Origin of the sequence: Streptomyces chartreusis NRRL 3882, assembly GCF_900236475.1 — a bacterium.
Classification (GTDB): Bacteria; Actinomycetota; Actinomycetes; order Streptomycetales; family Streptomycetaceae; genus Streptomyces; species Streptomyces chartreusis_D.
In genome coordinates this window covers 3,726,768-3,739,364 of the sequence record NZ_LT963352.1, presented here as the reverse complement: position 1 = coordinate 3,739,364, position 12,597 = coordinate 3,726,768, and the positions used below count along the sequence as shown (strand labels likewise).

The 12,597-nt window shown below is 72.5% G+C and carries 9 protein-coding genes and 1 pseudogene; 1 reads left to right on the top strand and 9 read right to left on the bottom strand.

Going from position 1 to position 12,597, the window contains the following annotated elements; translation table 11 throughout:
• Positions 1-5 precede the first annotated feature (5 nt).
• Positions 6-607: pseudogene (locus SCNRRL3882_RS16685) on the bottom strand (Uma2 family endonuclease).
• Positions 608-833: 226 nt separating this feature from the next.
• Between SCNRRL3882_RS16685 and recQ the strand changes: the two are divergent.
• A complete protein-coding gene (recQ, locus tag SCNRRL3882_RS16680) occupies positions 834-2,894 on the top strand; it encodes a DNA helicase RecQ (protein ID WP_010041524.1) in 2,061 nt (686 codons plus the stop codon).
• A 172-nt stretch (positions 2,895-3,066) separates the two neighbouring features.
• Here recQ and SCNRRL3882_RS16675 read toward each other — a convergent pair whose 3' ends face one another.
• The 8 genes from SCNRRL3882_RS16675 to fahA form a co-directional block, all read right to left on the bottom strand.
• Positions 3,067-5,913, bottom strand: coding sequence for a fumarate reductase/succinate dehydrogenase flavoprotein subunit (locus SCNRRL3882_RS16675; RefSeq protein ID WP_010041521.1), 2,847 nt, complete (start codon positions 5,911-5,913; stop codon positions 3,067-3,069).
• An 11-nt stretch (positions 5,914-5,924) separates the two neighbouring features.
• Positions 5,925-6,737 (bottom strand): ABC transporter ATP-binding protein, encoded by an 813-nt coding sequence (locus tag SCNRRL3882_RS16670; protein ID WP_010041519.1) that lies wholly within the window; start codon positions 6,735-6,737, stop codon positions 5,925-5,927.
• Entirely contained in the window at positions 6,721-7,599 is an 879-nt protein-coding gene (locus SCNRRL3882_RS16665; protein WP_010041516.1) for an ABC transporter permease, read from the bottom strand. Before SCNRRL3882_RS16665 ends, SCNRRL3882_RS16670 begins: the two co-directional genes overlap by 17 nt.
• Positions 7,596-8,957: an ABC transporter substrate-binding protein gene (locus SCNRRL3882_RS16660; protein WP_010041510.1), complete on the bottom strand. Its 1,362-nt coding sequence runs from the start codon at positions 8,955-8,957 to the stop codon at positions 7,596-7,598. Before SCNRRL3882_RS16660 ends, SCNRRL3882_RS16665 begins: the two co-directional genes overlap by 4 nt.
• A gap of 15 nt (positions 8,958-8,972) precedes the next feature.
• Positions 8,973-9,200, bottom strand: coding sequence for a 4Fe-4S dicluster domain-containing protein (locus tag SCNRRL3882_RS16655; RefSeq protein ID WP_003992261.1), 228 nt, complete (start codon positions 9,198-9,200; stop codon positions 8,973-8,975).
• Between the two features lie 33 nt (positions 9,201-9,233).
• Positions 9,234-10,022: a GntR family transcriptional regulator gene (locus SCNRRL3882_RS16650; RefSeq protein WP_010041508.1), complete on the bottom strand. Its 789-nt coding sequence runs from the start codon at positions 10,020-10,022 to the stop codon at positions 9,234-9,236.
• A 140-nt stretch (positions 10,023-10,162) separates the two neighbouring features.
• Positions 10,163-11,101, bottom strand: coding sequence for a M56 family metallopeptidase (locus SCNRRL3882_RS16645; protein ID WP_010041505.1), 939 nt, complete (start codon positions 11,099-11,101; stop codon positions 10,163-10,165).
• A gap of 248 nt (positions 11,102-11,349) precedes the next feature.
• Positions 11,350-12,561 carry a fumarylacetoacetase gene (gene fahA, locus SCNRRL3882_RS16640; protein ID WP_010041504.1) on the bottom strand — a complete coding sequence of 404 codons (1,212 nt, stop codon included), beginning with the start codon at positions 12,559-12,561 and terminating at the stop codon, positions 11,350-11,352.
• Positions 12,562-12,597 lie beyond the last annotated feature (36 nt).

The window sequence follows — 12,597 nt, the reverse complement described above, 5'->3', positions numbered from 1 at the left end:
GGCGGTTACTCGCCGCTCTTGCGGCGCGGTTTGGTGGCGGTGAGATCGAGATCCACGGGGAACGGGACGCTGACCTTCATCCGCTCACGGAAGATCCCGGTGCTGGTGTACGCGCCGGTGGTGGGCTCCAGCTCGAAGGCGTGCACCGCGGCGAGGCCCTTCTCGTTCTCCACACGCCAGTAGTGGGGGATACCGGCCCGGGCGTACTTCAGCGGCTTGGTCTCGCGGTCCCGGGAGACGGAGCCCGCCGAGACGACCTCGATGGCGAGCAGGACGGACTCCGCTGGGTAGCGGGTCTGTTCCGGGTCCTCCACAACATCGCCGCGCACCACGATCACATCTGGCTCAGGCCGGTTCTGGCGATCGATGTCGATGGTGAATTCGCGAATCACCTCGAATTCCGAGGGTGCCAGAGACTGGAGCTGCCAATTGAAGAAGTCGACACGCGTGAGTGGAAAAGAGTCTGCGGACTCACGAAGACGAGGCTTCCGTCGATCAGCTCCGTGTGCGGAGGAAGATTCGGGAGGCGGTCCAGGTCGTCGGCGGTCCAGCCGCCTTCCGGCGGGGTCGGCCAGGTGGGCTTGGACGCCTTCGGTGCGACGCTCATCAGTGCTCCCATGGGACGGAGTCTCGCCGGTGCATTCAGACTATCCGCCGGAAACGGGCAGGTCTCCCGCGAACGTGTGAACGACTGTCGTGTCCTTGACGCAGGCGTTCGGGGCGGCCTGTGGATAACTCCGGGGCTGTCGGTGCGGGCGCCTATGGTGGACGCTGTGGTCGAGGCGCGACGCACGGGGGACGCAATGATGGGTGCTACGGGCGGGACGGGTGTGATGACGGAACTGGACGCGGTGACCGGGGCCGGGATCGGTGCGGGCAGCGGCCCCGCCGGGCCCCTCGGGGCTGACGCGAGCGAGGCGCTGGCCGCCCTGCACCGGGTCTTCGGGTACGGGGCCTTCCGCGGCGAGCAGGAAGCCGTCATCGACCATGTCGTGGCGGGCGGCGACGCCGTCGTGCTCATGCCGACCGGTGGCGGCAAGTCGCTGTGCTACCAGATCCCGTCCCTGATCAGGCCCGGTACGGGCGTGGTCGTCTCCCCGCTCATCGCCCTCATGCAGGACCAGGTGGACGCGCTGCGTGCCCTGGGCGTGCGGGCCGGGTTCATGAACTCCACGCAGGACTTCGACGAGCGGCGGATGGTCGAGGCCGAGTTCCTCGCCGGCGAGCTGGACCTGCTGTACCTGGCGCCGGAGCGGCTGCGGCTGGAGAACACGCTCGATCTGCTCTCACGCGGGAAGATCTCCGTCTTCGCCATCGACGAGGCGCACTGTGTCTCCCAGTGGGGCCACGACTTCCGGCCGGACTACCTCGCGCTGTCGCTGCTCGGCGAGCGCTGGCCGGACGTACCGCGGATCGCGCTGACGGCGACGGCCACGCGTGCGACGCACCAGGAGATCACCCAGCGGCTGAACATGCCGGCGGCCCGGCACTTCGTGGCGAGCTTCGACCGGCCCAACATCCAGTACCGGATCGTGCCCAAGGCCGACCCGAAGAAACAGCTCCTGAGCTTCCTGCGCGAGGAGCACGCGGGCGACGCGGGCATCGTCTACTGCCTGTCGCGCAACTCGGTCGAGAGGACCGCCGAGTTCCTCAGCCGCAACGGCATCGAGGCCGTGCCGTACCACGCGGGCCTGGACGCGGGCACGCGCGCGGCCCACCAGTCCCGCTTCCTGCGGGAGGACGGCCTGGTCGTGGTGGCGACCATCGCCTTCGGGATGGGCATCGACAAGCCGGACGTACGTTTCGTCGCCCACCTCGACCTGCCCAAGTCGGTCGAGGGCTACTACCAGGAGACGGGCCGGGCGGGGCGTGACGGGCTGCCGTCGACGGCCTGGATGGCGTACGGGCTGAACGACGTCATACAGCAGCGCAAGCTGATCCAGTCGGGCGAGGGCGACGAGGCGTTCCGGCGACGGGCCCAGGCCCACCTGGACTCGATGCTGGCGCTGTGCGAGACGGCCCAGTGCCGCCGGGGCCAGCTCCTCGCCTACTTCGGCCAAGAGCCCGACCCGGCGGGCTGCGGCAACTGCGACACCTGCCTGACCCCGCCGGAGACCTGGGACGGCACGATCGCGGCGCAGAAGGTGCTGTCGACGGTGGTGCGGCTCCAGCGGGAGCGCGGGCAGAAGTTCGGCGCGGTGCAGATCGTCGACATTCTGCTGGGCAAGCGGACCGGCAAGGTGATCCAGTTCGACCACGACCAGCTGTCGGTGTTCGGCATCGGCGACGATCTGACCGAGGGCGAATGGCGGGGCGTCATCCGGCAGTTGCTGGCCCAGGGGCTCCTCGCGGTGGAGGGCGAGTACGGCACGCTGGTGCTGACCGAGGCGAGCGGGGCGGTGCTGCGGCGGGAGCGTGAGGTGCCGCTGCGGAAGGAGCCGAAGAAGCCGGTGACCTCCCGGTCGGGCTCGTCGTCGTCCTCCGGCTCGGGGCGGGGCGAGCGCAAGGGCAAGACGGCTGCCGCCGAGCTGCCCGAGGAACTGCTGCCGGCCTTCGAGGCGCTGCGCGCCTGGCGGGCCGAGCAGGCCCGAGAGCAGGGCGTCCCGGCGTACGTCATCTTCCACGACGCGACGCTGCGGGAGATCGCCACGGTGTGGCCGAGCTCGGTGGCCGAGCTCGGCGGTATCAGCGGGGTGGGGGAGAAGAAGCTCGCGACGTACGGCGAGGGCGTGCTGGAGGTGCTCGCGTCGCTGGACGGGCCGCAGGGCTCGGCTCCGGCGGCCGGCTCGGCTGCGGTGGCCGACTCGACCGTGGCGCAGGCATCCGGCCAGGACGCGGGCGGGCTGGACGAGTGGCCGGAGCTGGACGGGGAGCCGGAGCCCGACTGGACATAGGGCCGCACTCCGGCAGGGGTGGGGCATCGGCAGGGCCAAGGGGCGGGTCGTGGGAGGGTGCGGTGCGATCCGGGACAGGGGGACATGTGGCGCTGATCTACGGCTACGACATTTGTCGGCGTCCTCGGACGGGCGCGTCCAGACCGGGTACATCCACGCCCCGACCTCACCCTCACAGAGCTCGTGCCGCGTAAGCCCTGACGTCCGCGTCGGAGTCCGTCGTAGCCGTGGCGAGGGCCGCGTGGGCCTCCTCGGTCGTGCGGTGTCGGGTCAGGGCCAGGACGGCGGCCTTGCGGACGTCGGCGTTGGCGTCGGCGAGGGACTTCGCGAGGGCGGGGACGGCCACCTCGGGGTCGGCGACGGACAGGGCCGTGGCGGCTCCGGCCCGCACCTGCCAGGCCTGCTCGGACAGGGCCGCCACGGCACGCACGGTCAGGCGTGCCGGGCAGCCGGTGGCACCCAGCGCGCCGTAGGCCGCTGCGCGGACCAGGGCGTCGGGGTCGTCGAGGAGGCCGGTGAGGGCCGCGGCGATGACGTCGGCGGCCGGGTCGGCGGTCGACGGGAGGTCACCCGCCAGCCGCTCCGCACCCACGGTGGCCAGCCCCTTGGCGATCGCCACCCGGACCTCGCGGGACGGGTCGGCGACAGCCGCCTGGGCCAGTTCGCCGGCGGCGTCGACCGACACCAGCGCGCGCACGGCCTCGATGCGGACCGCGATGTCGGAGTCTGCCAGGGCGTCCGCGAACAGGTCGGTGTCGCCGAGGCGCAGGGCGCGCAGGACGTCCAGCGCGGCGGCGCGGACCACCGGGTCGGGCTCGGCCAGGGCGGCGGCGAGACCGTCGCGCAGGTCGGGCTCGGGCGGGAGCGTTTCGACGAGCTCGCGCAGTGACGCGGCCGCGGTGGCACGGACCTCGGCGGCGGTGTCGCGCAGGGCGGCGGCGAGGGCGGGGCCGGTTCCCGGCGGCAGCGTCTCGGTGAGCACGGTGACCGCCTCGCGCCGGACCGCGGGCACGGGGTCGGTCAGGTAGGGCTGAAGGGCGGCGAGTTCGGGCTCCTCATCGGCGAGCGCGACGAGTTCGAGGAGACGGGCGGAGGACTGTTCCGGGGCCGGAGGGGAGGACTGTTCCAGGGCGGGAGCGGAGGGCGCGTGCCGCTCACTCGGAGTCCGTTCCTGCTCGGTGCCGTCAGCCCCCACCCGGGCCGCCACCGGCGCCACGTCCCGCGACCCCGCCGTCGCCACGTCCTCGGCGTGGACCTCGCCGAGGGAACGGGACGAGCCGCCGACGGGCGTGAAGCCGTCGACCGGAACGAGATAGGGAGCCACGGGACGGGCCGTGAACTCCATCGCACCAGAGGGGGACTTGTGCAGATCGAGATGGTGGAACCAGGACGCGTCGTCCCGAGCGGGATGGTCGAGGCGCTCGTGGTAGAGGCCCCAGCGGGACTCCGTGCGGGCCAGGGAGGACCGCGCGGCCATCTCCGCGCAGTCGCGGATGAAGGTGACCTCCGCGCAGCGCATCAGCTCGTGCGCCGTGCGGGCGCCCATCGCCGCGATGTCGGCGCGCATCCGCTCGAAGGCCTCCAGGGCCAGCGACAGCCGGGCACCGGACTTCGGCGGGGCCACGTAGTCGTTCACGAAGCGGCGCAGCTTGTACTCGACCTGGGGCTGCGGCGGGCCGTCGGGATTGCGCAGCGGGCGGTAGATCAGCTCGTGCGCCTCCCGGAGCTGCTCAACGGGCAACTCCCCTTCGTACGCCGAGTACTGGGAGGCGTCCGCGCCGGCCAGGTCACCGAAGACGAACGCGCCGATCATGTAGTTGTGCGGGACGCAGGCCAGGTCGCCGGCCGCGTACAGGCGCGGGACGGTCGTGCGGGCGTGGTCGTCCACGCGGACGCCGGAAGCGGAGTGGCCGCCGCACAGACCGATCTCCGAGATGTGCATCTCGACGTCGTGGGTGCGGTAGTCGTGGCCGCGGCCGGAGTGGAAGGTGCCGCGGGTCGGGCGTTCGGTCGAGTGGAGGATCGTCTCCAGGGCCGAGACGGACTCCTCGGGGAGATGGCTCAGCTTCAGGTAGACCGGGCCCCGGTCGGACGCCACCTCCGCCGCGAACTCGGCCATCATCTGGCCGGACCAGTAGTCGGAGTCGACGAAGCGTTCGCCGTGCCGGTTGACCTGGTAGCCGCCGAAGGGGTTGGCGACGTAGGCGCAGGCGGGGCCGTTGTAGTCCTTGATCAGCGGGTTGATCTGGAAGCACTCGATGCCGGTGAGCTCGGCGCCCGCGTGGTAGGCCATGGCGTAGCCGTCGCCCGCGTTGGTGGGGTTCTCGTAGGTGCCGTAGAGGTAGCCGGAGGCGGGCAGGCCGAGGCGGCCGCAGGCGCCGGTCGCGAGGATCACCGCACCGGCGCGGACCTGGACGAACCGCCCCGTACGGGTGTTGAAGCCGGCCGCCCCCACGGCCCGGCCCCCGGCCGTGAGCACGCGCACCGGCATCACCCGGTTCTCGATGCGGATCCTCTCCCGCATCTCGCGCCGCCGCAGCTGCCGGTAGAGGACCTTCTTGACGTCCTTGCCCTCCGGCATCGGCAGGACGTAGGAGCCGGAGCGGTGGACCTGGCGGACCGCGTAGTCGCCGTGCTCGTCCTTCTCGAACTTCACGCCGTACGACTCCAGCCGCTGCACCATGGCGAAGCCGCGGGTGGCGGTCTGGCGGACGGTGGACTGGTCGACGATGCCGTCGTTGGCGCGGGTGATCTCGGCGACGTAGTCGTCGGGTTCGGCGCGGCCCGGGATGACAGCGTTGTTCACGCCGTCCATGCCCATGGCGAGCGCGCCGGAGTGGCGGACGTGGGCCTTCTCCAGGAGGAGTACGTTCGCGCCGTGCTCGGCGGCGGTCAGGGCCGCCATGGTGCCGGCGGTGCCGCCGCCGATGACGAGGACGTCGCAGGTCAGTTCCTCGGCGTCGGCGAGGGACGGGACGGCCAGGGGAGCGTCCGCAGGGGGGTTCACGGAGGTGGTCACCGGGGTGCCTTTCACGTACCGGGCGAGGTCGTACCGAGCGAGCTGAGGACGTCGCGCCGCAGGGCCAGGCGCGCCGGGTCGTCGTGCGCGCCGCGGTCACGCGGCCGGGGCACGTCCCGTACGGCGACGAGGCCGCCCGCGCCGAGCAGGGCCACGCGGTCGCCGAGGAAGAGCGCCTCGTCCACGTCGTGGGTGACGAAGACGACGGTCGCGCCGGTGCCGTGCAGCACCTCGACCAGCAGGTCCTGCATGCCCGCGCGGGTCTGGGCGTCGAGGGCGCCGAACGGCTCGTCCATCAGGACGGCGCGGGGGCGCGCGGCGAGGGCGCGGGCCAGCTGGACCCGCTGGCGCTGGCCGCCGGAGACCCGGTGCGGCAACTGCCGCGCCTGCGTGCCCAGTCCGACCCGCTCCAGCCAGGCGTCGGCCTGTTCCCGGCGTTCGGCTCGGGGCAGGCCTCGGATGGCGAGGGGGAGTTCGACGTTGGCGCGCAGGGTGCGCCAGGGGAGCAGGGCGTCCTCCTGGAAGACCAGGGCGCGGCCGGCCGAGGGACCGGTCAGCGGGTGCCCGTCCTGGGTGATCCCCCCGTCGAGCGGCGGCAGCAGGCCGGCCAGGGTGCGCAGGAGGGTCGACTTGCCGCAGCCGGAGGGGCCGACGACGGTGAGGATCTCGCCGGGCGCGATGTCCAGGTCGACGCCGTCCAGGGCGGGCGCGCCGGGTCGGCCGAGGGAGGCGCCGGTCAGGGTGAGCCGGGTGCCGCGGACCGGCGCGCCGGCGGCGACGGCCTCGGACGAGGTGCTCAGGACGGTCTCAGACGAGGTGCTCATCGCGTACCTCCTCGGACGCGGGCCCGCCGGGTACGGCGGCGGGGGCGGGCGGCGCGGGTTTCACGGACCGGGCGGGCCTGGGAGGCCGGGCACCGGGGACGTACGCGGTGCGGGGAAGCCAGCGGGTGAGGCGGCGGCCCAGCAGTTCCACGGCCGTGGAGGTGACCCAGCCGAGCACGCCGATGGTGACCATGCCGACGAACACGCCCGGGTAGTCGACGACGGTGTAGTCCTGCCAGGTGCGGTAGCCGACGCCGTACTGGCCGGAGATCATCTCGGCGGAGATCACACAGATCCACGAGACGCCGATGCCGACGGACAGGCCGCCGAACACGCCGGGCAGCGCGCCCGGCAGGACGACCGAGCCGAGGATCCGCCACCGGCCCCCGCCCATGGTGCGCACCGCCTCCTCCCACGTGGGGGTCAGGGCGCGCACCGCGTGCCGGGTGGAGACCAGGACCGGGAAGAAGGCGGCGGTGCAGGTGATGAAGACGATGCCCTGTTCGTTGGAGGGGAAGAGCAGGATCGCGACGGGGACGAGCGCGATGGCCGGGATCGGACGGACCACTTCCAGCAGCGGCCCGAGCAGGTCCTCGGCGAGCCGCGAGCGGGCCACGAGCACGCCCGTGGCCACGCCCAGGACGGCGGCCAGCAGGAAGCCGGTGAGGATCCGGGTGAGGCTGTCGGTGAGGTCCGTCCAGTAGTCCGGCCCGGACAGCCGGGCGGCGAAGGCCCGGGCCACCTCGGTGACCGTCGGGAACTGCGAGAAGCGCAGCCACAGGTCGACATGCAGGCTGGTCAGCGCCTGCCAGAGGCCGAGAGCGGCGGCCAGCGAGACCACCCGGAGCACATAGCGCGTCACGAGGCCCGCTCCAGAGCGTCGGCGTACGGGACGACACGCGCCCCGCCGTGCCCGGCGACGTACGCCTGCGCGGTGTCGGGCGCGACGAAGGGCAGCAGTTTGTCACCGTCGGCCACCCACACGGCCTTGTCGGCGAACCAGAGGGTGCCGGTGGTGGTGTCGGGGACGTAGGCGGCGCGGAGGGCGTCGCCGTGCCCGGCCACGTAATGCAGCAGCTGAGAGGGGGAGTTGAAGGTGACGGTCTTCGAGGCGCCCCTGGGCCAGGCCTCGCTCGCGGCCGGTGCGGGCTTCGTGGCGAGACGCTCGGCGTACGCCTTCGGTCCGAGGGCCTTCTTCACGTACTGGTCGTCGACGAAGGAGTCGACGTCCACGTCGCCGGTGAGTTTCGCCGACTTGAGGACCGAGACGTCCTGCTTCAGTGCGGAGACGAGCTGGGGCTTGATCGCCGGGTCGAAGGTGGCGATGCCGTGAGCGCCGTTGTAGAGGTAGACGACCTCGGCGGGCAGACCCGTCGCCTTCGCGACCTTCTCGGCGGCGTCCACCGGGTGGTCGTTCAGGTAGTCGGTCGCCTCCGCCTGGGCCTTCAGGAACGCCTCCAGCACGGCCGGCCGCTGTTTCGCGAAGTCCTCGCGGGCGGTGACGCCGTGGAAGGTGGGCAGGTTCAGCCGGGCGCCGTCGTAGATCGCCTTCGCCTTGCCCTGGTAGGCGAGCAGGCCCGGCCAGGCGACGAACTGCGACAGCGCGTCCGTGCTGCCCGCCGTGAGGGCGGAGGCGCCGACGGAGGGCTGCTGGTTGAGCTTCTCGATGCCGCTGTCCGGGTCGATGCCGGCGCGCTGGAGAGCCCGGACGAGGGTGCCGTCGGCGGCCGATCCGACGCTCGTGGAGACCTTCTTGCCCTTCACGTCCTTCAGCGAGGCCAGCTTCGAACCGGGCGCGGTGACGATCGTGTTGAGGCCGCCGCGCAGGTTGTAGCCGGTGACCGACACCAGACGGGTCGGGCTGTTCAGCTGCTTGCCGCGGGCCGCGTTGATGAGCAGCGGGAAGTCGCCCATCGAGCCGATGTCGATCTTCCCCGCGGTCATCTGGGCGGTGATGGGGGCGCCGGTGGCGTAGTCCTGCCAGTCCACCTTGTAGTGCACGCCGTCGTGCAGGGCGTTCAGCTGCTTCTCGAAGGAGCCGAGGGAGCGCAGGAGGGTGCCCGCCGTGACGGTGTTGATCGTCCTGGACTGGTAGCCGACGGTGACGGTGACGGTGGAGCCGCTGCCCGCCTCGGCATCACCGCCGCAGGCGCTGAGAGGGAGCAGGAGGACGACGGCGGATATCGCGACTGCTGTGCGTGTCGTGATCGTTCGGGACATGGTGGTTCGGGCCTCTCACCGGAGCAGATAGGGCATGTTGACCGTGACGGCTCCGGTGGGGCAGCGGGCCGCGCACGGGCCGCAGTACCAGCACTCGTCGACATGCATGTAGGCCTTGCCGTTGCGCTCGTCGATGGCGAGGGAGTCCAGCGGGCACATGTCCACGCAGAGCGTGCAGCCGTCGATGCACTTCGACTCGTCGATGGTCACGGGCACGTCGGCCCGCTGGGGCGCCAAGGGCATGGATGTCTCCAGGAGAGTGCGCGAGCGGGTGGGCTACTGGGAGCGGTGCAGCAGGCCGCTCATGGTGATGCGGTCGCCGCGGAAGCGGATGAACTCCAGGTCGACCGGGCGGCCGTCCGCGAGGTGGGTGAGGCGTTCCAGCATGAGGACGGCGGCGCCGCGCGGGGCCTCGAGGACGGCGGCCGAGTGGGTGTCCGCGCTGACCGCTTCCAGGGTGATCTCGGCGTGGCCGAGGCGCCGGCCGGTGACGGCTTCCAGGAGGCGGAAGACGTCGGTGTTCTCCAGGTCGGCGCCGAGCAGTTCGGTGCCGATGTCGAGAGGGATGTAGGTGAGGTCGAGAGACAGGGGGAGACCGTTGAGGCGGCGCAGGCGTTCGATGTAGAGGACGTCGGTGCCGGGCGCGAGCTGGAGCCGTCCGGCGACGGGCGCGGGCGCCGGGGCGGGGCCCATGGTGCGGACCTCGTTGGTGACCCGGCCGTGTTCGCGGAGGGTTTCCGCGAGGCCCATCAGGCGGTCGAGGCCGTGGGGGTACTTGTGGGCCACGACCACGGTGCCGACGCCGGGCTGGCGTGCCACGAGGCCCTCGGCCCGCAGCAGGTCGAGCGCCTCGCGGACGGTGTTGCGGCTGGTGCCGTACTCGGTGGCGAGGGCCGACTCGTGGGGGAGCGTGCCGTCGGGGAAGGCGCCCGTGAGCAGTTGCCGGCGGAGCAGGTCGGCCAGTTGCCGGGCCCGGTCGGCGCGCAGCCGGCGCCGCGCGCGGTGGGCGGCGACGGTGGTCGCGGCTCCCTGGCCGGCGTGGTCTCGGATGCGGTCGCTGGGCATGGCTCGGACCATACCTATCCGATAGGAAAAGTGGTGTTGCGGGAATGTTGCGCCATCGGGAGGGTGACCGGGTGGGCTGCTGAGCTGGACTTTCGGCGTGCAGGCCAAAGGATCCGCCACCGGCCGCCGCTCCGGTACGGCTACGACAGGGCAGTCAGACCCGGCGCGAACACGATCAGCAGGGGCAGCAGCGGTACCAGCGCGGCCGTGGTCGTCGTCAGGGCCCGGTGCCGGCGGCCCAGCCGGGGCGGCGGCTCCAGGAGCCGGTCGACCCGCTCGCCCAGCAGGCGGTGGCTGGAGGCGCAGGACAGGACGCCGCGGTGCTGGTTGAGCTCGATCAGCGCCAGGGCCGTGGTCAGGTGGCCGCAGCGGCGGGAGGCCGTGTCGTCGGCGGCCAGTTCCACCAGGCGGTGCGTCTGGTCGCAGAAGTGGGCGAACAGCGGGATGCGGGGAAAGCCCGTGGCCAGGGCCGTGGACAGATGCAGCAGCCAGTCGTGGCGGGCGCGGGCGTGGCCGCGCTCGTGGGTGAGGACGGCGTCGAGCTGGTGGCCCGTGAGGCGGTGCAGGGCGCCCGTGGTGACGATCAGCTGGGGCGGGTTGCCGGGCATCCACCAGGCGTCGGGGTATTCGTCCTCCAGGACCAGGAGGGGGCCGCGGGCGGCGGGCAGTCCGGCGGGCAGGTCGGGGGCGCGTTCGCGGAGGTGGGCGCGGGCCTGCGCGCGGCGCCGGCGCGCCTCGACGAGTTCCCGCGCCAGCATCGCGGTCGTCCAGGCGGCACCGCAGGCCAGCAGCAGGGTGAGGGCGGCGGCCCACGGCGGGGCGGTCGACAGGTCGTACGCCGCCGTCACCGCGGGCGGAGCCGGGGCGAAGAGCTGGGCGCGGACCGTGCCGAACACCGCGGCGGCGCCCAGGGCGAGTGCCGTCACACAGCACAGCAGGACGGTGGCGACCAGGCACTGCCACACCCACAGCCCGACCACCGGTTCCCGCTCGGGCCAGTCGGCCCGGGTCAGCGCACGGGGAACGGGTACGGCGGCCGTCACGGCGACAACGCTCAGCAGGAGCAGGCAGACGGTCATTGCCACGGGCTCCGGTTCCTGGTCGGAAGAAGGGCGGCTACAGGTCGTGCGGGGGAGGGCGGCTGCTGTGCGCACCCGTGACGTGGTTGACGTACACACCGACGAGTGCGCCGAACGTGCCGTGTGCGCGTGCGGGCACACCGCCCGAGCCCAGTATGACGGTGCCGGGCGGTGTGAGTCAGGGGTCGATCGGCATCAGAGGAACGGGGAGAGGCGACTGTCGGCCAGATCTGAGCCGTGGAGCGCCGTCAGGCCGGCACCACCCGCCCCGTCACCTCGCCCAGCCCCACCCGCACACCGTCCGGTCCCGGGGCCCAGGCCGACAGCGTCACCACGTCGCCGTCCTCCAGGAACGTCCGCTTGCCGTCGGGGAGTTCGAGCGGATCGCGGCCGTTCCAGGTCAGTTCGAGGAGGGAGCCGCGCTCGCGGTCCGCCGGGCCGCTGACCGTGCCCGAGCCGTACAGGTCGCCGGTGCGCAGGGAGGCGCCGTTGACGGTCATGTGGGCGAGCTGCTGGGCGGCCGTCCAGTACATGGTGGAGAAGGGCGGCTCGGAGACGACGTGGCCGTTCACGGCGACGGTGATCCGCAGGTCGTAGCCGCCGGGTTCCTCGTCGCTGTCGTCCAGATAGGGCAGCAGCTCGTGCGTCCGGGCCGGCGGGGTCACCCGGGCGTCCTCCAGGGCGTCCAGCGGGGTGATCCACGCCGACACCGACGTGGCGAAGGACTTGCCGAGGAACGGGCCGAGCGGGACGTACTCCCAGGCCTGGATGTCGCGCGCGGACCAGTCGTTGAGGAGGCAGAGGCCGAAGACGTGCTCGCGGAAGCCGTCGAGGGACACCGGCCCGCCCATCCGGGACGGCACGCCGACCACGAAGCCGACCTCCGCCTCGATGTCCAGGCGCACGGACGGGCCGAAGACGGGAGCCGGGTCCGCGGGCGCCTTGCGCTGGCCGGCGGGGCGTACGACGTCCGTGCCCGAGACGACGACCGTGCCGGAGCGGCCGTGGTAGCCGATCGGCAGGTGCTTCCAGTTGGGGGTCAGGGAGTCCTCGGCGTCGGGGCGGAAGATCCGGCCGACGTTCCGGGCGTGGTTCTCGGACGCGTAGAAGTCGACGTAGTCCGCGACCTCGAAGGGGAGGTGCAGGGTCACCGAGGACAGGGGGTGGAACATCGGTGCGACGGTCTCGCGGTGGGACGGCACGGTCACCCACGCCGTCAGCGCCCGGCGGACGTCCGACCAGGCCGTGCGGCCCGCGGCCAGCAGCGGGTTGAGGGTCGGCCGGGCGAGCAGGGAGGCGTACGGGGAGCCGAGCGCGTGGGCCGCCGCGCCGGCGTCCAGCACGTGGTCGCCGAGCCGGACGCCCACGGTCCGGTGGGAGGAGCCGGGGAGGGAGAACACGCCGTACGGCAGGTTGTGCGGGCCGAAGGGGTCGCCCTCGGGGACATCGAAGGGGGGCATCGGGTGCTGCCTCGCTTTCGGGTGTGCCGTGTCGTC